Consider the following 20,848-nt stretch of genomic DNA (forward strand, 5'->3'; position numbering starts at 1 on the left):
GCAAGAGAAAACTGGATCAGCTGAGGCGATCAGCGGACACAATCCGGCCGACTCAAGCCGGCAGTGCGGCGCCCGCCCTCGCCGTGTGTGACTGACGCGCGCGAACCGGCTGGGAATCGTGCCGCTCGCGCATAGAGGTATCGGCAATTGTCAGCGTCCAGCCGACGCCACGCACGTTGCCAATCACGGAACGCCCGACGCGCTTGCGCATCGCGTGGATCAGGACGTCGAGTGCATTGCTCTCCATTTCCTTGTCGCCGCCATAGATGCGCTCTTCGAGTTGCGCGCGCGACAGAATCATTCCAGGCCTTTCGAGCAGCGCATACATCAACGTGAACTCACGCGCCGAAAGATCCAGCGCAACGCCGTGACGCCATAACGTACGGCTGTCGAGATCGAGGCTCATCTGTTCGTCGCCGAGCCGCGCAGCTGCATAACCCGCACGACGGCGCAGTACCGCCCGTATGCGGGCCAGTACTTCACGCACGTCAAAGGGCTTGACGATGCAATCATCTGCACCGGCATCAAGGATGTGCGCGCATATTTCCGGGTCGTTGCTGGACGTCAACGAAACGATAGGCACGCTGTTCCCCGCTTGCCTCGATGCGTCAATCAGATCGAGGCCAACGCAATATGAGAAACCGAGATCCATGACGACGGCCTCGTACCACGTGGCGTCGATAGCGGTACTCGCGGCTACCGGGTCGCGCACCCAATCGACTGCGTATCCCGCGTCTGTGAGACCTTGAAAAAGGCCTTCATCGAAATGTGGATCATCTCCAATCAGCAATACACGCATGATATTTCTTCGCCTGTTGAAAACGTACGTCGAAAATGAAACTGCGTTATGCATCGGCATTCTGTTTCGGATGCCGAATCATTCAACCATAAAGAAAATAAGTACCTTCGGTTATTCGATAAGAAAACCGAAAGCTGTTTCGAAGCAGTCAGAATCCAGGCATCTCAGACGGTGAGTCGAAGAGTGCCAATAACGGAGGATGAAAAGCGTTGCGATTTCATACGAATGCCCAATGCCCGAAAGGTGCGAGTTGCGCCCGAAGCATCTGGAAGATCGCCATCTGAGCGCAGGAAGGCAACCGCGCGCATGACATTGAATGGACCAAACAGGTTGAGTCCGTCCTGCGCGGTAACGACAGGTTCAGCAGAGTAGCAGACCTCTATAGATCCACTTGCGTACCAGTCGCTAGTTGGACGGCATTGTAGGAGCAGGTATTTCGGCTCGTCTTGCTCGAATTGCGCATGTTTTTCGATGATTTGAGCACAATTTCATGCGTCGCAACGAACGCGCTCGACACGCGCATTTCTGTTGCCAATGGCTGGCGCAGATTATAACGAACGTTCAGAAGAGCCTGTCGCATGGCGACAAATTCACGTCGGCTCGTCGATAGGGAGTCATTTTGCCGATCGATCGCAGGGTCAATCCGCGTGCGTTCTGATGCGCTGGTTAGCGCGATCTTTTTTACGCCATTACACGCACACCGAATAAGCGCTGCCTCTTAATTCCTTGCTAACTATGCCGGCTCAACATATCTGCAACGACACCTCTCGTACGTAACGCGAGCGGTTCCCTTCCCTCAGATATGAAGAGATGACATGGACATCAACACGATTCGCCAATCCGCCTTTGCGATGCCTGTTCACAATCCGGCTTACCCTCGTCCGCCGTTCCGGTTCCGCAACCGCGAGTATTTCATCATCTCGTACGAAACCGATATGGACGCGCTGCGCGCGATCGTGCCGGAGCCGCTGAAGCCGGAGAACGCGCTCGTCCACTACGAATTTATCCGCATGCCGGATTCGTCGGGCTTCGGCGACTACACCGAAAGCGGCCAGGTGATCTCCGTGCGCGACATGCAAGGGCGCCTCGCGAATTACACGCACTCGATGTATCTCGACGACGAAGGTCCCATTGCCGGTGGACGCGAAATCTGGGGCTTTCCAAAGAAGCTCGCGCACCCGACGCTCAGCGTCGACGGCAACGACACGCTGCTCGGCACGCTCGATTACGGCACGCAACGCGTGGCAACGGGCACGATGGGCTACAAGCACCACGCGCTCGATCTCGATGCGGAACGCGCGAAGCTCGCCGATACGCCCAACTATCTGCTGAAGGTGATTCCCCACGTCGACGGCAGTGCGCGCATCTGTGAACTCGTGCGCTTCTTTCTGCGCGACGTCACCGTGTATGGCGCATGGAGCGGCCCCGCCGCGCTCGAGCTGCACGCTCACGCGCTCGCGCCGGTCGCCGATCTGCCAGTGAAGCGTGTCGTCGGCGCGCGCCACGTCATTGCGGACCTCACGCTCGATATCGGTGAAGTGGCCTTCGACTATCTCGCGCCGGCTCGAACCGTCGCGTCGAACGTGAATAGCACACGCGAATCCGCCCTTCACGCTGTCTGATCTGCTCACAGGAAATCGCTATGTCATTGCAGAACAAAGTCGCGCTCGTCACGGGCGCCGCCAGTGGAATTGGCGAACAGTGTGCCCGCCGGCTCGCGAGCCTCGGCGCTACCGTCGTCATCGCTGATCTAAACCTCGCGGCTGCGCAAAAGGTGGCCGCAAGCATCACGCAGAGTGGTGGCAAGGCCTTCGCGCTCGCCATGGACGTGACGAGTGAAGACGCCGTCGAAAGCGGCATCGAATGGACTGTGCGGCAGCTTGGCCAGATCGACGTGCTGGTGTCGAACGCCGGCATCCAGATCGTTGCGCCGATCGAGAGCTATGCCTACTCCGACTGGAAGAAGATGCTCGCGATTCATCTGGACGGCGCATTCCTGACCACGCGGGCCGCGATCCGGCACATGTACGACAGCGGCCGCGGCGGCTCGATCATCTATATGGGCTCGGTGCATTCGCATCAGGCCTCGAAACTGAAGTCGGCCTATGTCACAGCCAAGCACGGCTTGCTCGGTCTCGCCCGTGTGGTCGCCAAGGAAGGCGGCCCGCGCGGCGTGCGCGCCAATGTCGTGTGTCCGGGCTTCGTGCGAACGCCGCTCGTGGAAAAGCAGATTCCCGAACAGGCGAAGGAACTCGGCATCTCCGGGCAGGACGTCGTGAAGAACGTGATGCTCAAGGAAACCGTCGACGGTGAATTCACCACGGTCGAAGACGTCGCGAATACGGTGGCCTTTCTCGCGGGATTCGAATCGTCGGCGCTAACGGGTCAATCGATCATCGTCAGCCACGGCTGGGAAATGAAATAAGGGTGCCCCATGCGTAACGACCTGAAAGAAATCAGCGGGCTGTCCGGTGAGTTCACCTTGCCGCGCTACGACGAGATCGCACTCGTTCTGCAAGGCGGTGGCGCGCTGGGCTCGTACCAGGCCGGCGTCGTCGAAAGCCTCGCCGAGGCGCGCGTCGAGCCGAACTGGATCGCGGGCGTGTCGATCGGCGCGCGGAATACGGCGATCATCGCGGGCAATGCACCGGAGAACCGCGTGAAAGCGCTGCACGGCTTCTGGAATGCGATCTGCCGGCCGCGCGACTGGGTCGCGAATGTCGGCGCATGGACGTTGCCGTATGCGGGCATGAATGAACTGGCGCGCAAATGGGCCAGCAACTGGGCCGCGGGACGCGCGCTGGCGGAAGGCCAACCGGGCTTCTTCGTGCCGCGTTTCCCGTTGCCGCTTGCGGGACTCGACAGACTCGATCCCGCCCGCGTCAGCTACTACGACACCACGGCGCTCAAGGCGACCCTGCTGAAATACGCCGACTTCGATCGTATCAACGACGGCCCGATTCGCGTGTCCGTGGGTGCGGTGAATGTGCGAACTGGAAACCTCGTCTATTTCGACAATACGAAGATCCGTCTCGTGCCTGAGCATTTCATGGCGTCGGGCGCATTGCCACCGGGCTTTCCTGCTATCGAAATCGACGGCGAGTACTACTGGGACGGCGGCCTCGTATCGAATACGCCGCTCACGGAAATTCTCGCCGAGGTCGAGCACAAGAGTTCGCTGATTTTTCAGGTCGATCTATGGAGTGCGCGCGGCAAGACACCTGTTGATTTCCTCGACATTTCGGAGCGCACCAAGGACATCCAGTATTCGAGCCGGACACGCGCAATTACTGACCTGCTCGCCGACCGGCAGAAACAGGCACGGCTTCTGAAGGAAGTGCTCAAGCATGTGCCAGAGAGCGTCGCGAAGACCGACCCGATCTTCCGCATCGCCGAAGCGGCTGCGGACGGCAGTTCGATCAACGTCGTGCATCTGATCTACCGTAACAAGCCGTACGAAGCTAACTCGAAGGACTACGAGTTTAGTGTCGATACGATGCGCGAGCATTGGCAGACGGGACTCGAAGATTGTCGCAACTCACTTGCGCATCGCGACTGGTTCGATATTCCGAGCCGGGAGCATGGCTTCGTCACGCACGATGTGCATCGGGTGGAGACGAGCTGTCGGGCAATGTCTCAACCGCCGCACGGGCAATCGCATCTGCGGGCACTGCCGTGCCACCAGTAAGCAGCGTGAGTGGCGCCGCGATAACCTCGATCGGTCAGGCAGAGCATGACGCCCATCCGGTTGCGCTTTCGCGCGCGGCGCTGGCTGTGCTGTTCGTCGGTGCCTTTCTCACGGCGCTCGACTTTTTCAGCGTCAATCATCCCATGTACGGCGCCATGCCGCCCGCCGCGTCGCAGGCGTTCAAGGACTTCGGCCTGTCCGCATTCGTTGCGGCAGTCGGGCTGGATTCGGGCGTGCAGGCGCTGTTGACCCTGAAAGAGAGCGGCGTCACGCTCCTGTTGCTCGGGATCTTCATCACGCTGTTCCCGATGATCCTGTCGATGCTGTTTGCCCGCTACGTTCACAGCTATCGCAACGCCGCTCTGCTGGCAGGCGCGATGGCAGGCTCACGCGGCGCGAGTCCCGCATTCGGGCAAGTGCTGGATAAGTCGGAGAGTCCGGTTGCCACCGTACCGTTTGCGGTCACGTATGCGTTGGGATCGGTATTGCTCGCGCTGTTGGGGCCTGTGCTGATAGAACTGGCCTGAACTCCCATTCAACCTCGCCGCCGATACCCCGATTTCAGCGCAGTCACCACAAGCTCGACTGCCCGCGACGATTTCCGCCTGCTCGGGTAGTAAACGTGATGCCCGCTGAAGGTCGGAAACCAGTCTTCGAGTACCCACGCGAGGCGTCCCGCCTCGACATAAGGCTCGACGAGGTCTTTCGGCACATACGCGAGACCAAAGCCAGCAAGCGCCGCCTCGACCATCTGATACACGTTGTTGAAGGTCAACTGCCCTTCCACCCAGACCTGCAATTCGCGCCGACCCTTGCTCAATTCCCATGGAAGCAGCGCATCGCGCGTCGGCAGCCGCAGGTTGATGCAATTGTGCAGCGTCAGGTCCTGCGGCGTCTTCGCTACGGGCCGGGTTTGCAGATAGTCGGGCGACCCCACGATCGCCATCGTCATGTCCGCCGCGATGCGTACCGCGATCATGTCTTTGGCCACCTGATCGCCGAGCCGCACGCCTATGTCGTAGCGATCGGCGACGATGTCCGACAGCCCGTAGTCATTCACGAGTTCGATCTTCAACTCCGGGTACTGGCGAAGCAACGCCTGCACCCGCGGCCAGACATACGTGTTGGCTGCGTAGTCCGTGGTCGTGATGCGAACGGTTCCGCCGGGCCGATCCGTCATCGCGCGCAGCGATTGCAGCTCCGCCTCGATCTCGCGAAAGCGCGGTTCCAGTGAGGACAGCAGCCGTTCACCCGCTTGCGTCGGCGACACGCTGCGCGTGGTGCGCACCAGCAACGGCAACCCCATTCGCTCTTCGAGCGCCCGCACCGTGCGACTCAGCGCCGATTGCGAAACACCCAGTTGCGCGGCCGCACGCGTGAAATTCCGCTCGCGCGCGACCGTCATGAAGGCGACGAGGTCGTTCAGGTCTTCCATCGATTGATGCTCCACAGCATAAGACCATGCCGATATTGCCATCTAGTCGCATGAATGGCGAGCCATTAAATTAGTGTCCATCGGCAACACTTTTTTAATCAACCTGATCTGCGAGAACACCATGGAACTGAAACGCGCGGGCTCTCAGCCCTCGATCAAAGGCCCCGAAGAATGGTTCACGGGCACCGTCCGCATCGATCCCCTTAACGCGCCGCCGCCGCCCGCACGTGTCTCGTGCGCGAGCGTCACGTTCGAGCCGGGCGCACGCACGGCCTGGCACACTCATCCGCTCGGCCAGACGCTGCTGGTAACGGCCGGATGCGGCTGGACGCAGTGCGATGGCGAGCCGCGTGTGGAGATTCGCGCCGGCGACGTCATCTGGTGTCCGCCCGGCCATAAGCATTGGCACGGCGCGACATCGACGACCGCGATGACGCATATCGCCATTCAGGAAGCGCTCGACGGCAAGAATGTCAACTGGCTGGAGAAGGTGACAGACGAGGAATACTACGGTCGCAACGAGCAGCAATGAAGATGAGCGCGGCTGCCATCGCTCGCACAGTTCGCTGTGTGAGCGATGGCAGCCGAATACGAATTCTGCTCAGGCGTGAGTGGAAGCTACCGTGCCGACATGTGGCCCACACCGTTCGATGGCCACACGCACCGTCTCCTCCGGCGGCCGCTCCCACCAGTCCAGTTCGGAAAAGATCTCCAGCTCGAAAGGCCCTGTATAACCAATCTCATCGAGCCATCCCTTGATGCGCGGAATATCGATAACGCCATCGCCGACCATGCCCCGATCGCGCAGGTTGCGCGTCGGCACGAGCCAGTCGCAGTAGTGAAACGTGATGATGCGCTCAGGTCCGGCACGGCGAAGTTCCTGCTCGAAGACGGGATCCCACCAGCAGTGATACACATCCGGGACGAGACCCGCCCCTTCCCCGAGTTCATCGCACAGATCGTTCGCCACCTTGATCGAGTTGAGTACGCTGCGGTCTCCCGCATACATCGGATGCAAGGGCTCCAGTCCGAGTTTGACGCCGACGTCTCTCGCGTGCGGGAGCAAGGCGAAAAGCGCATCGCGCACGCGGGCACGTTGCCCCTGAATGTCCTTGCTATCGGTCGGCATGCCGCCGACCACCATCATCAGGCAGGCGGCGCCGATCTCGGCGGCGGCATCGAGCAGGCGTCGATTCGTGTCGATCGCCGAGGACATGCTTTCGCCAACGCTCACGTTCAACCATTCGCTCGTGCACAGCGACGGCACCCACATCTCCAGTTCGCGAAGATGCTTGCGAGTGTTCGCTACACCGTACGCTTCAAGAAAATTTCTCCACACCGCAATGCCGTCGATGCCTGCACGCTTGTAGCCGTCCAGCGCCTCGGGCATCGTCCATTTGGGCGTGGTGATCTGATTGATGGCAAATCTCGACAGGTCGTGGCTCATGGTTCGTTGACTCGATAAGGTAGGCCGTCAGGTGGCTCGGATCGGCTTATCCGGATAGCGCGTGCAAGCGTACCGGGCTTCAGCGTATCGTCGCCCGAAGGCAATGCATCGACCATGTACACGCGCCGATACCTGTACAGGTGCGCGGGACTGCACAGTTGATACAGCCGCTGCGCGCCGCACAACGCGGCTCAGCGCCCGATGTTGTCTTCGAGAAAACTGAAAAGACGATCGAAATTGCAATGCGCCACGTTGAACCGCAGCCACCCCGTCTTTGCGCGACCCGCAAAGAAGAGATGCCCGGGCGCGAGCAATATGCGCTCCTTCAGGGCCAGTTCTGCCAGCCGTGCGGAATCGCGCTCCGCACCCGTCGGCTTCGCCCACACGAACATGCCTGAACGCGGCTCGCAGAAAATATCGAAGCCGACCGCCTCCAGCCTGCGACAGGTCTTTTCCTGCGCGGCCGCGAGCTTGTCTCTCAGTTGTTCCGTCTGCTTGCGGTAATGCCCTTCGGCCAGGATCGTGCTGACGAGCCGCTCGGTGACGGTCGGCGTCGACATGCCCGACACGAGTTTCTGATAAAGCAGTCCTTCGATAATGTCGTGATCCGCGACGACAAAGCCGACCCGCAATCCCGCGCCGATCGTTTTCGAAAAGCTGCCCACGTAGATGACATGCCTGAGCTGGTCCATCGACGCCAGCGTGAAATGCGAGCCTTGCACCAGATCGGCGGAAACGTCGTCCTCGACGATCAGGCAATCGTAGCGTTCAGCCACCTTCAACACCTTGTACGCGGCCGCCGAACTGTAGCTGGCGCCCGTCGGATTGTGCAGGCGGCTGTTCGTGAAGTAGAGCCGCGGACGATGCGTTTCGAAGGCTGCTTCCATCGCGGCGACGTCCGGTCCGGTGGGCGTCATGGGTATGCCGATGGTGTCGACATCGCGCATGCGCAGCGCAACCAGCAGATCGCTGTAACAAGGCTCATCGACCATCACGACGTCGCCCGGCTGCGTGAATTGCCGGATCACCAGATCAAGCGCCTGATTCGCGCCTAGCGTGGTCATCACGCCGGCGACATCCGTTTCGATTTCGTATTCGCCCAGTTGCCGCGCGATCTGCTCGCGCAACCGGTCGTAGCCGCTTGCCTGCCCGTAGCCCAGCAGGTGTTCCGGATGCAAGGCCAGTTGCCGCAGTGAGCGCGCTACGCCCTCGCTGTCGAGCCACGTTTCAGGCAGCCATCCTGCGCCCGCGTTGATCGCGCCTTCATTCGCGCCCAGAAAGTTGCGAACCAGCCAGCCGTTCGTGACCTTTTCGTCGAGCTTCTCGGCGGCTCTCTGCGGCGCGCCCGTTCGCCTGTCCGACACATAGAAGCCCGAGCCGCGCCGCGCGACCAGCACACCTTGCGCGACCAGCCGGTCGTACGCCTCCACCACGGTGAAGGTCGACACGTCGTGCGCGCTGGCAAAGGCGCGAATGCTCGGCACGCGCGAGCCCGCTCGCCAGCGCTTCGCTTCCACTTCCTGAACGACGCCGGCCACGATCTGCATGGTGAGCGAAATCTCTGAACTGGCATCGAGCGTAAGAACGGGTTTCATGAGCGTGCGCGAAGAAATGACGTGATGGTGTGCAGGCCGCGACGCCTATACAGCGATCCGACCGTGCGACCAAGTGTACATGTATCTGTGCAGGGTGTTTGTCTAAATTTCAAACCAGTTCGTCGCTGATTCACTCGCGCGACGTGGCAACCCTCATGGATTCCTCGTATGAAGAAAATACGCAATTCCGAAGCGCTCCTTTCGCACGGTGACGTGGCTTCCCGGCGCGTCGTGCTGGAGATCGCCGATCGCACACTCGCACGCCTGGACAGCTACCAGCGCATTCAGAGCATCATGCGTCTCGAAGGCGATACGCTTCATATCGGCACACGCACGTGGGACCTGTCGAAGAAGCGCAACGTCTATCTGATCGGCGCGGGCAAGGCCTGCAATCACATGGCAATGGCCGTCGATCACGTGCTGGGCGACCGGCTGACGCGCGGCATCGCCATCGTCAAGATTCACGAGGAATCGGACCGCTTTAACCGGACTGAAGTGTTCGTTGGCGGTCATCCGTTGCCTAATGAAGAGGGGCATCGTGCGTCGAAAGCGATCATCGAACTCGTCGATCAGGCCGGGCCGGACGATCTCTTCATCGCCGTGATCAGCGGCGGCAGTTCGGCGCTGATGTCGTGTCCGATCGACGGCATCACGCTGCAGGACGAAATCGACACCACGGATGTCCTGCTCAAGTCCGGCGCGGGTATCTACGAGATCAACGCGGTGCGCCGTCATATCTCCGCGCTCAACGGCGGCATGCTCGCCAAACGCATTCAGGCAGTCGGCGCAGAACTGATCGGCTTCGGTATCAGCGATGCCGTCGGCTCGCCCGCGACTGGCGACATCGCCGTTCCGTATGCGGCGTACAAGAGCACGCCGATCGGCCCCGATATGACCACGCTCGACGATGCGCGCGCGACCATCGTCAATCGCAATGTCGCGGATCGTCTGCCGAAGAGCGTCGTCGATTACCTGATGAACGCGGGCCCCGAAGCGGAAACGCCGAAAGCGTTCCCCGACAACACGTATTTCCTGCTCAACACGCTGCCGGATTCCTGCATCTACGCCAAGGAAATCTGCGAGGAAATGGGCCTGCCGGCGATGATCGTCTCGTCCTTCCTCGAAGGCGAGAGCCGCGACGCCGGCACGTTCTTCGCGTCGATGGCGCGCGAAATCCAGAGCTACGGCAATCCCATCAAACCGCCTTGCGTGCTGCTCAGCTCCGGCGAAGTCACGACGCACATCGGCGATAACAGCGTCATCAAGGGGCACGGCGGTCCGGGTCAGGAGATGACAATCAGCTTCGCCATCACGGCGGAGAAGACTCAAGGCGCGTGCCTGCTTTCTATCGACAGCGAAGGCACCGACGGCACCGCGAAGGTCGCCGGCGGCATCACGGATTCGAGCAGTTTCAAGGCGGCTGCGAAAAAAAGCGTGAGCCTTTATCAGGCTTTGCGCGAACACAGCTGCTTTGAGGCGCTTGCGTCGATCGATTCAGCCGTCTTCACGGGCAACACGGGGACCAATCTGTGTGACCTGAACATTCTGTATGTCCCTGCCCTGAAGGAGGGCGCGTGATGGAAGACAAGATCATTTCCGTTCGCGCGCAGCAGATCATCGACTGCAAATGTCGCCCAGCCGTCGAAGTCGAAGTGCAAACCCAAAGCGGCGCGCTCGGGCGCGGCGCGGCGCCGACGGGCACGTCGGTCGGCATGCACGAATCGTTCGTGCTGCGCGACGGCGATCCTTCGAGCTACAAAGGGCTTAGCGTGCACAAGGCCGTCGACCATGCGGTGAATGTGATTGGCCCGGCGCTGATCGGCATGAACGTGTTCGACCAACGCGCGATCGACGAAAAAATGATCGCGCTCGACGGCACGCCGGACAAGCATCGGCTCGGCGGCAATACGATCTACTCCGTTTCCATCGCGGTTTTTCGCGCGGCGGCGGCGGCTCGCTCCATTCCCCTTTACGAGCATATTGCGGGTCGCGAAATCTGGACCGTTCCCGTGCCCTGCTTCAACGTGATCAACGGCGGCCGCTACGATGGCTTCACGCAGGCGTTCAATGAGTTCCTTATCGTGCCCTATGGCACGAACAGCATCGATTACTCGATTGAAATGGCGGTCGCGGTCTTTCACAAGCTCTCGGATGTACTCACCGAATATCTCGGGCATAAGCCTCAGGTCGCGAGTTCCTATGGCTATGCCGCGCCATCCGATGATCCCGAAGTCATCCTCACGCTGATGCAAAAAGCGATCGACGCCTGCGGCTACACGAACCAGATTGCATTTGCACTGGATTGTGCATCGAGTGAAATGTACGACAAGCAAACCGGCCGTTATTTGCTGAAAGGCCGTCACGTTTCGTCGAGTGAGATGGTCGCGTATGCGAAGTCATTGACCGAGAAATTCAACCTCGTTTTTATCGAAGATCTGCTCGATGAAAACGACTGGACCGGCTACAGCCTCGCCGTGAAGGAACTCACGCGCACGATCGTATTGGGTGACGACCTCACGGTGACCAATCTCGAACTGCTGCGCAAGGCGCACGAAACGCGCGCAGTAGACGGCTTCGTGCTCAAGCCCAATCAGGTCGGCACGATCACCGAAGCGATGGACGCCTATCAGTTCGCTCAGGCGCACGGAATGATCGCGGTGCCGTCGGGCCGCTCGGGCGGCGTCGTCGATGACGTGGTGATGGATTTTTCCGTCGGTCTCGAAGTGCCGTTCCAGAAAAACGGCGCACCACGTTCGGGCGAGCGCATCGAAAAACTCAACTTCCTGATGCGCGCCAATGCGCGCAGTCCCGCTTGCCGTCTTTACGACATCTCGCCGTTGCTGCGGTTCTGATGCATCGCATAGCCGCGTTTTGAACCGTCACATCTTTAACTGTTGAAGAAGGACTTTCCATGTATCCGAAGATCGATTTCCTCTACCTCTCCGAGCCCGACATGATCGAGGCCGGCGTGCTCGACGCCGAGCGTTGCGTTGCCGTCTGCGAAGAGACGTTCAGCCTGCTCGGCAAGGGCGACTACCTGATGGGCGGCGCCAATCACAACAACCATGGCATGAACATCGTGTTCCCCAAGGAAACGAAGTTCCCCAATATGCCGGTGGCAGGTCCGGACCGCCGCTTCGCCGCGATGCCCGGCTATCTCGGCGGACGTTTCGATGTGTGCGGCAACAAGTGGTATGGCTCCAATCACGCGAATGCGCAGAAAGACCTGCCACGTTCGATCCTCACGATGATGATCAACGACAAGGACACGGGCGCCCCGCTCGCGCTTATGTCCGCCAACCTGCTGAGCGCGGCGCGTACGGGCGCCGTTCCGGGTGTCGCTGCCAAACATCTGGTCAACAAGGATGCGAAGACAGCATCGGTGATCGGCTGCGGTCCGATCAACAAGGCGTGCTTTACTGCGATCATGAGCCAGCTTGGCGCGATCGAGCAGGTTGTGTGCTTCGACGTGTTCATCGACAAGGCGAATGAGTTCGCGAGTTGGGTCGAAAAGAAATATGGCATTAGCGCGATTGGTGTCGACGAAGCCGAGACGGCCTTTCGCGGCGCCGATGTGATTACCGTTGCCGCCTCGCGACTCAAACCGCTCTACTTCAAGGACGAATGGATCAAGGAAGGCGCGACGATTCTGGTGTCCGGCCCGTTCAACACTGACGAATCCTTCCTGACCAATTGCAAGATCGTCTACGACCACACGCCTTTGCAGGAAGCGTATGTCGAGGATGCGATTGCTTCGGGTAACAAGGAAGGCTATTACAGCGGCGTGATCGGTGGCCCGTTTTATCGGCTGATCGACGCGGGGAAACTGCCGGCGCTGCCCGATTCGACGGGTCTCGGCGATGTGGTCAACGGCGACAAGCCCGGCCGCGAAAATGCGAAAGAGCGTGTGATTTTTATCGCTTGCGGTATGGCGGTGTTCGATATCAGCTGGGGCTTTGAGATGGTTGAAAGCGCCCGGAAGAAAGGCATTGGGCAATCGTTGAATCTTTGGGAGAAGCCGGCCGGGCTTTGATATTCGAAGCGCGCTTGACCTCGGCTTCGCCGGGGTCAAAAAACTGTCGCCCTATGACCGGATCATTCAGTCATAGGGCGACAGTTTTTTTTGTGCAAGGAAGCACCCGACGCATCGGGCGCTCACCATACTAAACGCCTGCCTTGGCAAACTCGGACAGATCGAAACCTTGTGCATACGGCTGTGTGTCATCGACATAATGCTCGCCACGGCCAGTGATATATGCGCGCCCTTCCACACTCGGATATACCGCATCGAGACCACTCTCCAGCCGCGTCTGCGATTCCACGCGACCGATAAAGCGGCTGAGAATCAGGCTTTCATGGCGGAACGCTTCGCCCTCCGACAGCAGACCGCGCGCGAATCGTTGCGCGACCCGTGCCGACGTGCCAGTGCCGCACGGCGACCGGTCGATGATCAGATTGCCCGCGATCACGACTGCGCGTGCATGCGAGTCGCTTGCGACCGCGCGTCCCGTCCACATGCAGTGCTTGACGCCGCGAATCTGCGGATTGTCCGGATGAATGACGTCGAGTGCCAGGTTCACGCGTTTCTGAACCTCGCGGCCCATTTCCAGAAGTTGCTCGGGCGTGAAGTGTTCGCAACCGGGGAAATTCTCCTGCACTTCGACGATCGGATAGAAGTTGCCGCCGTATGCGATATCGACCTTGAGCTTGCCGAGCGGGGACACTTCGATCTCGACGTCCCTGTGAAGCAGGAAACTCGGCACATTCGTGAAGCGAACCGACTCGACCTTGTCGCCGTTCATCACATACTTTGCCGTCACCTGCCCGGCGGGAACGTCGACCACCACCTGCCCCGGCGTCTTCGGTTCGATCAGACCGGATTCGAGCGCGAAGGTCACCGAGCCGATCGTCGCGTGGCCACACATCGGCAAACAGCCCGACGTCTCGATGAACAGGAGACTGAAATCGGCATTGGCGCTCAACGGCGGATAGAAGATTGTGCCCGACATCTGTCCATGTCCGCGCGGCTCGAGCGTCAATGCACGGCGAATCCAGTCGTGCTTTTCGACGAAGTAATGACGACGATGATTCATCGTCTCGCCCTGCAACTCCGGCCCACCGCTCACCACCATGCGCACCGGCATGCCTTCCGTATGGCCTTCAATGCATGAAAAGGTATGCTTTGTCATTGACGTTTCCTGAAAGAACATCCCACTGCAAAAAAAGAACCCGTGCCGAGGCACGGGTGAATACCCCCTTGGATTACCTTCCGTGACCTGTCTCACGCATAACGCGGCACGAGGTCACGCAATTCGGGCGGAAACAGCATGTCGCGAGCAATGGAATCGTCGCGTCGCAAGAACTCGGCCGCCGGATGTAAGCCGAAAAACTCGAGAAACAACGGCGATTGCAGGATCAACATGTCGAAACCCGGCAGCACCGTGTTTCCCTTCGACATGGCCGCCTGCAGGAACGGAGTGGGCTGGTTCTTCATCAGGATGTCGCAGACGATCGCATCACTATCGATCCGCTCCGGTGCCGTTGGCAGCGGATCGTTTGCCTTGAGGCCAAGCGGCGTAGCGTTGATGATCACCTCGAAGCCGCGAGGATCGTTCGTACCCTGCGCCGACGCCGGAATGCCGTAGCGCTCGCCGACCGAGCGTGCCAGGCTTTTCGCTTTCGCTTCGTCGACATCGTAGATCGCAATGCGCGCCGCGTTGCCTTCCGCGAGTGCCGCAGCTATTGCGCTGGCCGCGCCACCCGCACCAATCAACAGTACCGACTTGCCGCGATACTCCATCGAGTAACGGTCCATCGACTTCGCAAAACCCGTGCCGTCGAACACGTCGCCTTCCAGTTTGCCGTCATTGCCGCGTCTGATCGCATTCACGGCATTAGCAGTAATCGATCCATTCGACAGACGGTCCACAATGCCCGCAGCGGCATTCTTGTGCGGAATAGACAGCACCATGCCGCGCGTCGTCTTCGACTTGAAGAGCGACCGGACAGTACTTTCCAGATTGGCCGGCTCGACATGCAGCGGCACCATCACTGCGTCGAGATCGCACAACGGAAATACCTTGTTGAAGATCTCCGGCGTTCTGACCTGCTCGATCGGATCCGCCACCATGAAAAGCACATCCGTCTTTCCAGTAATCATGTTCTGCTTCAATTTCCACTCCTGATCTGCCTGTCGTTCCCTGAATACGCGGTCTCATCGACCCGGCGCTGAAGGTTCAGAATCCTTCGCCCCATGTATCGCTCAACATGAACCCCGCGCTCAGCGGGTCGTCGGGATCGACGCCAATCTGCTCGACGCTGTAGATCCACGCACGGCCCTGAATGCGCGGCAGTACGGCGGGCCGCCCGCCCACTTCGGTTCGTCCCAGCATCTCGACCTTGAACTCACTGCCGATAATCGATTTCGACTTCAATTTCGAACCGGTGTCAGCCTTGCCGCGCGCCGCGAGCGTTGCGAGGTTGGCGGAGCTTCCCGTTCCGCACGGCGAGCGGTCCACGCGTCCAGGCGGCAAGGTCGTGCACGTCTGATATTCCGCGTCCGACACGCGGTTGCGGAACATCACGTAGGCAAGCTGGTTGATCTGCGGATACAGAGGATGTTGCAGCTTCACCTGTTCATTGATGACCGCGCGGAGCTTGACCCCGAGATCGGCGAGTTGACGCGCGTTTTGCGGCGCAATCGTGAGGCCCACCTGTTCGACATCGACGAGCGCGTAGTAGACGCCACCGAAGGCGACGTCGACGGAGAGGGTGCCGAACGCTTCCGTTGTGACTGGAACGTCGAGGTGCTCGACGAACGCGGGAACCATATCCAGCGACACACCGATGCATCGGCCGTCCTTGCAGGTCGCGCGGGCGGTCACGAGCCCTGCAGGCGTATCCAGCACCACCGTCGTCTCCGGCTCCTGCATTTCCACCATGCCCATTTCGAGCAAGGTCGTCACCACGCAAATGGAATTGCTGCCCGACATCGGATGCGCCTTGTCCGACTGAAGCACGATGAAACCTGCATGCGCTTCCGGACGCGTCGGCGGCAGCAGCAGATTCACCGACATCTGCAGACATCCGCGCGGTTCGAACACGACGAGCCTTCGAACGCTGTCGTCGACTTCATTGATGTAGTTCATCTTGTCCAGCATGGTCTTGCCGGGAATGTCGACGACACCTCCCGTAATGACCTTGCCGATTTCGCCTTCGCAATGGACACCGACCAGTTGCAAACTCTTCTTCCAACGCATGATTTAGCTTCCCATTTCTGTTGATTGCCTCACCGCGAGCGTCTTGTAGCGGTGCGCCGCCTGCTTATCCGAACCGTTGCGCGCTGAAAGGCGCGAGATCCTGCTTCGGTGTTCGTCCCGATGCGAGATCGGCAATGAGCCGCCCGGTGGTTGCACCCAGCGTCAGGCCGAGTTGCCCGTGACCGAGCGCGAGCAGCACATTCGGCAGACGTTTCGAGCGGTCGATAATCGGTTTCGTGTCCGGCAGGAACGGCCGATAGCCCACGCCGAACTCGTGCCTCGATGTATTCAACTCGGGCAACACCTTTTTTGCTTTCGCCAGGATGATCTCCGCACGCTTGAAATTCGGTTGGGCGCCGCGTCCCGCAAATTCGATGGTTCCGCCGATCTGAAGCCCGCGCAGCATCGGCGTAAAGCAGAACCCGCCATCCGCGTAGATGACGGAATGCCTGAACTCGACTTCCGGCTCCGGCACGAGCACCTGATAGCCAGCGACGCCTTCCAGCGGCGCGCTCACGCCGAGTTGCGAGAAGAAGCGCCGGGAACCCGCCCCGGCCGCGAGAACAACCTGTTCCCCCTGGACGCTCTCACCGCTCTCGAGCGTTACGCCCGTCGCGCGGCCCCCGTCCTCATTGATACGTGCTACGGCGCTCTGCACGCGACGGCCACCGTTAGTCACGAAGTGATCCGTAAGCGCCTTCAGAAACCGTTCCGTGTCGCTAACAAAACGCCATTGCGGAAGCAGCAGACCATGCGAGAAACGCCCCTTGAGCGCGGGTTCGAGATCGTCGATTTCCGCGCGCCCGATGATCTGCGTGTCGAACCCCAGCGACTTTCTGAGTTCGATATGCGGGCGTTCGTGCTCGATTCCCGCCGCGCTGTCGAACACTTCAAGAATTGGGCGCTGGCCGATCAGCGCATCGTCATCGATCGATTCCAGCAGGTTTGCGTAGTCCGCGAAGACATTGCTCGTGAGCGAGGCCATTGCGGTTGCGATATCGACGATCTTCGCGTGTCGCGCACAGGAAAGGAAGCGCAGGAACCACGGCACGATTCCTGGCAAGGCGCTGGGCCGCAGCGCGAGCGGCCCCGTCTGATCGAGCAGCCACCCGGGCACCTTCAGGAGAATGCCAGGCTTCGACAGGGGAATGACCTCGCCGACGGAAATCTGACCGCAACTCCACTTCGCGGTGCTATCGCCCGGTGGCGCGGGATCGATCAGCGTGACCTGGAAGCCGCTTCGCTGAAGATAGAGCGCACAGCAGGTGCCGACGATGCCGCCGCCGATGACGACCGCCTGCTGCGGCGATGCAGCAGCCGCGTCCGGGGTGAAGTATTGCTCGCGAGGTACCGAATTCATCTTTGTTGTCGTCCGTGATTCAGGTAGAACCCAATTTTCTGCGTACTCAATACGCAAAACGCCGCAGGAATCTCGATTCCACTACGCCGACTAACCGGGTCAACGGGAAAGCGACGACGAAGTAGATGATTCCAACAGTAGTCAAAAATTCGAGCGGCCGTGCAGTGGCATTGGAAGCGCTCTGACCGACGTACATCAGATCGGCCACGCCCACGGACGAAATGAGCGCACTTTCCTTGAACAGGCTGATGATGTTCGAGAGAAGCGGCGGGATGGCACGCAATAGAGCTTGCGGAAAAATCACATGCACGATTTTCACGTTCGGTGTCAGCCCCAGCGCAATGCATGCGTCGTGCTGTTCCGACGAAATCGATTTGAGCGCGCCGCGAAATGTCTCGCTGGTGATTGCCGTCATGTAGAGCGTCAGCGAGATGATCACCGACAGGTACGGCGGAATGGGCAAGCGAAACACGACGGGAAAGCAGAAGAACACCCAGAACAATTGAATCAGCAGCGGCGTACCGCGGAAGAACTCGACGTACAGCGTCGTCAACGTCTTGACCGGCCGCGAGGGCGACATTCTCAGCAGGCTCAGCGCAAAGCCGAGCAGACTGCCCAGCACCGCACAACCGCTCGTGAAGGCGACGGTCAGCGCCAGGCCTTTCAGCAACACCAGCCAGTAAGACGCGACCACAGAGAGATCGATGCTCATTCTTTTCTCCTCAACGCTGCATAGCCGCATCTTGCCGGCGCTCGATCACATGAACGAGACGCGAGATCGGCAACGAAAGCGCGAAGTAGATGAGCGCCACGACGGAGTACGTTTCGAGCGGCCGGTACGCTTCCGTTGCGAGACTCTTGGCGACATACATCAGATCCGCCACCGCGACGATCGCAACCAGCGCGCTCTGCTGCAACGTGCCGATGCCGTTGGTCATGAGCACAGGAAGCGCACTGCGCAGTGCCTGCGGCAACACCACGAACAACGTGCGCTGCCACGGCCTGAGGCCGAGTGCGATACACGCATCGAGATGTTCTTTGGGCACGGCCTGCACACCTGCGCGATATGCTTCGGCATTGAACGCCGTCAGATTCAGCCCGAGCGCGAGAACGCCCATCGCGACGGGATCGATGAAGACATCGACCATCATCGGAATGCAGTAGAAGAACCACACGATCTGCAGCAGCGCAGGCGTGCAGCGAAAGAATTCGATGAAGAGCTGCGCCGGCCAGCGAATGATCTGCCAGCGGCTCATCACCATCAGACAGAGAAAGAAGCCCAGCACGAGCCCCATGATGTTCGCCGCCAATGCCAGCTCGATCGTGACCTTCAGGCCTTTGAGCAGCGTATCGAAGCTTCCGTGCAGAAAGCCGAAATCAAATTGATAGCCCATGTCGCTCTCTCAATCCAGATGAAGCACTTTCTCGAGGAATTCGCGCGTGCGCGGTTCCTTCGGGCATTTGAAGATCTCTGACGGCGCGCCCTGCTCGACCACCTTGCCGCTCGCGCAGAACACCACGCGCGTTGCGATGTCGCGTGCGAAGTGCATGTCGTGTGTGACGATGATCATCGCCATCTTCTGCTCTGCAAGCTGGAGCATCACGTTCTGTACTTCGATCACCATCTCGGGATCGAGCGCGGAAGTGACTTCATCGAAGAGCATGAGCTTTGGCTCCAGCATCAGCGCACGCGCAATCGCGACACGCTGCTTCTGGCCGCCGGAGAGCTGACTCGGATAAGCATTGAGCTTGCTTTCGAGTCCGAGCCGCGCGAGATACAGGCGTGCGCGCTCCGATGCCTCTGCCTTCGACAGCCCGCATACCTTGACGGGCGCCAGGATCAGATTGCCCAATACCGACAGGTGCGGAAACAGCGTGTAGTGCTGAAACACCATGCCGATCTGCTTTTGCAGCTTCGGATCGATCCGCTTCGAGCCACCGATATCGGCACCGCGAATGTACGGCTTGCCCTGAAACGCAATCTCGCCGCCCTGTACGCCTTCGAGTCCCATCAGAACGCGAAGAAGCGAGCTTTTACCGCTACCGCTCGGTCCGATCACGACGAGCCGGTCGTCGGCCCGCATATCGAGGCTCATGCGGTCCATGACGACGAGGTTCTCGCCGTAGGACTTGTACACGTTCCTCAACTGTACGAAGTCGCCCGACACCGCCGACAGGGACGAGACGTTCGCAGGGCTGGTCGGGTGCACCAACGGGGGTGCCTGTGTCTGAGATAGAAACATGAGGACTTTCTCCAGCAGAGCGCAACGCTGGCGCTCGCGACTTCATTCAAATGGCCGACCGTGCCGTTACGTCACGCATGGCCCTGCGAATCCGGTCACGGAGCTGCCGATTCGCAGCTCCGTCGACTGAACGTGAATTACTTCGTCTGGGCGATCGTCTGTTTTACAGACGTGTCGACATACGCGTTCACCGTCCCGCTTTTCTTCTGCTGCTCGATGAACTGATTGAATACGGCAACATCCGCCGCCGGCGTGTCCTTGCGAATGCCGAAGCAGATCCCCTGTTGGGCAAGCAGCGGATTCGGTTTGAATACGTCGGCCCAGTCCGGATGGGCACGCGTGAGCAACAGGTTTGTCATGCTGTCGTCGGCCAGCAGATCGGCGCGTTTGGACATCAGCGCGAGGCGTGTTTCGTCGAAGCCCGGCAGGCGCATGATGGTTGCCTGTTTGAGCACCGCCGAGATCGCCTTGTCCTGAGCCGTACCCGACATCACGGTAACGGTGATGCCAGGCTTGTCGATATCGGCAATGGATTTAACCGGCTTCGGCACTTTCGGGTTGTTCTTGTTGTAGGTGAAATCCACGCTGTAATCGACCACCGGCTCGGTGAACGAAATGGCCTTCCTGCGCTCGGGCGTGTCGTTGAGTGAAAGCGAAACGTCCCATTTGTCCGACTGCAGACCCGCAACGATGTTGTCCCACGTCGTGTCCACGTATTCGACCTTCACCTTGAGCACCTTTTCCGCGAAATCACGGCAGAGATCGGGGAAGACGCCGCTATACGTATTCGTCTTCGGATCCTTCATCGTGTACGGAGGCGAAGTTGCGATACCGCAACGGAGCACACCTGCTTTTTTAACGCTTTGCCACGTCGCGTCATCCTGGGCATGCGCAATAACGGGAGTCGTTGCGAGGGCACCCAATGCAGTCGCACAGACCAATGCGCGACCAAACAAGCGGGACATCTGGAACATGATCGACCTCTGACAGATAAAGAATGAAGGTGAAGCGGACATTCAAAA

The 20,848-nt window shown here is 59.8% G+C and carries 20 protein-coding genes; 8 read left to right on the forward strand and 12 right to left on the reverse strand.

The features are described 5' to 3' along the window. Positions 1 to 52 precede the first annotated feature (52 nt). Positions 53 to 799 carry a response regulator transcription factor gene (locus tag G3O01_RS19485; protein ID WP_205806760.1) on the reverse strand — a complete coding sequence of 249 codons (747 nt, stop codon included), beginning with the start codon at positions 797 to 799 and terminating at the stop codon, positions 53 to 55. A gap of 815 nt (positions 800 to 1,614) precedes the next feature. Here G3O01_RS19485 and G3O01_RS19490 point away from each other — a divergent pair. The 4 genes from G3O01_RS19490 to G3O01_RS19505 are packed head-to-tail and all read left to right on the forward strand — an operon-like array spanning position 1,615 to position 5,014. Then, the gene (locus G3O01_RS19490; protein ID WP_205806761.1) at positions 1,615 to 2,421 is read left to right on the forward strand and encodes an acetoacetate decarboxylase; all 807 of its coding nucleotides are present in this window, start codon (positions 1,615 to 1,617) and stop codon (positions 2,419 to 2,421) included. A 20-nt stretch (positions 2,422 to 2,441) separates the two neighbouring features. Further along, a complete protein-coding gene (locus G3O01_RS19495; protein WP_205806762.1) occupies positions 2,442 to 3,224 on the forward strand; it encodes a 3-hydroxybutyrate dehydrogenase in 783 nt (260 codons plus the stop codon). Between the two features lie 9 nt (positions 3,225 to 3,233). Next, positions 3,234 to 4,487 (forward strand): patatin-like phospholipase family protein, encoded by a 1,254-nt coding sequence (locus G3O01_RS19500; RefSeq protein ID WP_205806763.1) that lies wholly within the window; start codon positions 3,234 to 3,236, stop codon positions 4,485 to 4,487. Positions 4,488 to 4,492: 5 nt separating this feature from the next. After that, a complete protein-coding gene (locus tag G3O01_RS19505) occupies positions 4,493 to 5,014 on the forward strand; it encodes a hypothetical protein (RefSeq protein ID WP_205806910.1) in 522 nt (173 codons plus the stop codon). Between the two features lie 8 nt (positions 5,015 to 5,022). On the opposite strand, the gene G3O01_RS19510 is transcribed toward G3O01_RS19505, so the two are convergent. Then, a complete protein-coding gene (locus tag G3O01_RS19510) occupies positions 5,023 to 5,922 on the reverse strand; it encodes a LysR family transcriptional regulator (protein WP_205806764.1) in 900 nt (299 codons plus the stop codon). A gap of 121 nt (positions 5,923 to 6,043) precedes the next feature. On the opposite strand from G3O01_RS19510, the gene G3O01_RS19515 reads away from it, so the two are divergent. Continuing rightward, positions 6,044 to 6,454, forward strand: a complete 411-nt coding sequence (locus G3O01_RS19515; RefSeq protein ID WP_205806765.1) for a cupin domain-containing protein — start codon at positions 6,044 to 6,046, stop codon at positions 6,452 to 6,454. A 69-nt stretch (positions 6,455 to 6,523) separates the two neighbouring features. Here G3O01_RS19515 and G3O01_RS19520 read toward each other — a convergent pair whose 3' ends face one another. After that, positions 6,524 to 7,369, reverse strand: coding sequence for a sugar phosphate isomerase/epimerase family protein (locus G3O01_RS19520; RefSeq protein WP_205806766.1), 846 nt, complete (start codon positions 7,367 to 7,369; stop codon positions 6,524 to 6,526). A 191-nt stretch (positions 7,370 to 7,560) separates the two neighbouring features. Then, positions 7,561 to 8,964, reverse strand: a complete 1,404-nt coding sequence (locus G3O01_RS19525; protein WP_205806767.1) for a PLP-dependent aminotransferase family protein — start codon at positions 8,962 to 8,964, stop codon at positions 7,561 to 7,563. A gap of 168 nt (positions 8,965 to 9,132) precedes the next feature. Between G3O01_RS19525 and G3O01_RS19530 the strand changes: the two genes are divergently transcribed. From G3O01_RS19530 to G3O01_RS19540, 3 genes are read left to right on the forward strand one after another with little or no spacing between them, the layout of a single operon-like run. Further along, on the forward strand, positions 9,133 to 10,542 hold the full coding sequence (locus G3O01_RS19530; protein ID WP_205806768.1) for a DUF4147 domain-containing protein: 1,410 nt from the start codon (positions 9,133 to 9,135) through the stop codon (positions 10,540 to 10,542). After that, positions 10,542 to 11,816, forward strand: a complete 1,275-nt coding sequence (locus G3O01_RS19535; protein WP_205806769.1) for an enolase C-terminal domain-like protein — start codon at positions 10,542 to 10,544, stop codon at positions 11,814 to 11,816. Before G3O01_RS19530 ends, G3O01_RS19535 begins: the two co-directional genes overlap by 1 nt. A gap of 59 nt (positions 11,817 to 11,875) precedes the next feature. Continuing rightward, positions 11,876 to 12,997, forward strand: a complete 1,122-nt coding sequence (locus G3O01_RS19540; protein ID WP_205806770.1) for a tyramine oxidase subunit B — start codon at positions 11,876 to 11,878, stop codon at positions 12,995 to 12,997. Between the two features lie 130 nt (positions 12,998 to 13,127). On the opposite strand, the gene G3O01_RS19545 is transcribed toward G3O01_RS19540, so the two are convergent. The 8 genes from G3O01_RS19545 to G3O01_RS19580 form a co-directional block, all read right to left on the reverse strand. Next, positions 13,128 to 14,153 carry a 4-hydroxyproline epimerase gene (locus tag G3O01_RS19545; RefSeq protein ID WP_205806771.1) on the reverse strand — a complete coding sequence of 342 codons (1,026 nt, stop codon included), beginning with the start codon at positions 14,151 to 14,153 and terminating at the stop codon, positions 13,128 to 13,130. Between the two features lie 92 nt (positions 14,154 to 14,245). Then, on the reverse strand, positions 14,246 to 15,136 hold the full coding sequence (locus G3O01_RS19550; protein ID WP_241024094.1) for a shikimate dehydrogenase: 891 nt from the start codon (positions 15,134 to 15,136) through the stop codon (positions 14,246 to 14,248). 64 nt (positions 15,137 to 15,200) lie between these two features. Then, complete coding sequence (locus G3O01_RS19555; RefSeq protein WP_205806772.1) at positions 15,201 to 16,223, reverse strand: proline racemase family protein; 1,023 nt, start codon at positions 16,221 to 16,223, stop codon at positions 15,201 to 15,203. 64 nt (positions 16,224 to 16,287) lie between these two features. Continuing rightward, positions 16,288 to 17,583 carry an FAD-dependent oxidoreductase gene (locus G3O01_RS19560; RefSeq protein WP_205806773.1) on the reverse strand — a complete coding sequence of 432 codons (1,296 nt, stop codon included), beginning with the start codon at positions 17,581 to 17,583 and terminating at the stop codon, positions 16,288 to 16,290. 46 nt (positions 17,584 to 17,629) lie between these two features. Beyond that, on the reverse strand, positions 17,630 to 18,295 hold the full coding sequence (locus G3O01_RS19565; protein WP_205806774.1) for an amino acid ABC transporter permease: 666 nt from the start codon (positions 18,293 to 18,295) through the stop codon (positions 17,630 to 17,632). A 10-nt stretch (positions 18,296 to 18,305) separates the two neighbouring features. Beyond that, positions 18,306 to 18,977: an amino acid ABC transporter permease gene (locus G3O01_RS19570; protein ID WP_205806775.1), complete on the reverse strand. Its 672-nt coding sequence runs from the start codon at positions 18,975 to 18,977 to the stop codon at positions 18,306 to 18,308. A 9-nt stretch (positions 18,978 to 18,986) separates the two neighbouring features. Next, positions 18,987 to 19,826 (reverse strand): amino acid ABC transporter ATP-binding protein, encoded by an 840-nt coding sequence (locus G3O01_RS19575; protein ID WP_277403045.1) that lies wholly within the window; start codon positions 19,824 to 19,826, stop codon positions 18,987 to 18,989. 137 nt (positions 19,827 to 19,963) lie between these two features. Further along, positions 19,964 to 20,842, reverse strand: a complete 879-nt coding sequence (locus G3O01_RS19580; RefSeq protein WP_346779207.1) for a transporter substrate-binding domain-containing protein — start codon at positions 20,840 to 20,842, stop codon at positions 19,964 to 19,966. Between the last annotated feature and the right edge of the window lie 6 nt (positions 20,843 to 20,848).

This window comes from Burkholderia sp. Ac-20365, assembly GCF_017104715.1.
GTDB lineage: Bacteria > Pseudomonadota > Gammaproteobacteria > Burkholderiales > Burkholderiaceae > Paraburkholderia.

Coding starts and splice junctions, on each gene's coding strand:
- G3O01_RS19485 (WP_205806760.1), bottom strand. CDS start 799: ATGCGTGTATTGCTGATTGGAGATGATCCACATTTCGATGAAGGCCTT.
- G3O01_RS19490 (WP_205806761.1), top strand. CDS start 1,615: ATGGACATCAACACGATTCGCCAATCCGCCTTTGCGATGCCTGTTCAC.
- G3O01_RS19495 (WP_205806762.1), top strand. CDS start 2,442: ATGTCATTGCAGAACAAAGTCGCGCTCGTCACGGGCGCCGCCAGTGGA.
- G3O01_RS19500 (WP_205806763.1), top strand. CDS start 3,234: ATGCGTAACGACCTGAAAGAAATCAGCGGGCTGTCCGGTGAGTTCACC.
- G3O01_RS19510 (WP_205806764.1), bottom strand. CDS start 5,922: ATGGAAGACCTGAACGACCTCGTCGCCTTCATGACGGTCGCGCGCGAG.
- G3O01_RS19515 (WP_205806765.1), top strand. CDS start 6,044: ATGGAACTGAAACGCGCGGGCTCTCAGCCCTCGATCAAAGGCCCCGAA.
- G3O01_RS19520 (WP_205806766.1), bottom strand. CDS start 7,369: ATGAGCCACGACCTGTCGAGATTTGCCATCAATCAGATCACCACGCCC.
- G3O01_RS19525 (WP_205806767.1), bottom strand. CDS start 8,964: ATGAAACCCGTTCTTACGCTCGATGCCAGTTCAGAGATTTCGCTCACC.
- G3O01_RS19530 (WP_205806768.1), top strand. CDS start 9,133: ATGAAGAAAATACGCAATTCCGAAGCGCTCCTTTCGCACGGTGACGTG.
- G3O01_RS19535 (WP_205806769.1), top strand. CDS start 10,542: ATGGAAGACAAGATCATTTCCGTTCGCGCGCAGCAGATCATCGACTGC.
- G3O01_RS19540 (WP_205806770.1), top strand. CDS start 11,876: ATGTATCCGAAGATCGATTTCCTCTACCTCTCCGAGCCCGACATGATC.
- G3O01_RS19545 (WP_205806771.1), bottom strand. CDS start 14,153: ATGACAAAGCATACCTTTTCATGCATTGAAGGCCATACGGAAGGCATG.
- G3O01_RS19555 (WP_205806772.1), bottom strand. CDS start 16,223: ATGCGTTGGAAGAAGAGTTTGCAACTGGTCGGTGTCCATTGCGAAGGC.
- G3O01_RS19560 (WP_205806773.1), bottom strand. CDS start 17,583: ATGAATTCGGTACCTCGCGAGCAATACTTCACCCCGGACGCGGCTGCT.
- G3O01_RS19565 (WP_205806774.1), bottom strand. CDS start 18,295: ATGAGCATCGATCTCTCTGTGGTCGCGTCTTACTGGCTGGTGTTGCTG.
- G3O01_RS19570 (WP_205806775.1), bottom strand. CDS start 18,977: ATGGGCTATCAATTTGATTTCGGCTTTCTGCACGGAAGCTTCGATACG.
- G3O01_RS19575 (WP_277403045.1), bottom strand. CDS start 19,826: ATGTTTCTATCTCAGACACAGGCACCCCCGTTGGTGCACCCGACCAGC.
- G3O01_RS19580 (WP_346779207.1), bottom strand. CDS start 20,842: ATGTCCGCTTCACCTTCATTCTTTATCTGTCAGAGGTCGATCATGTTC.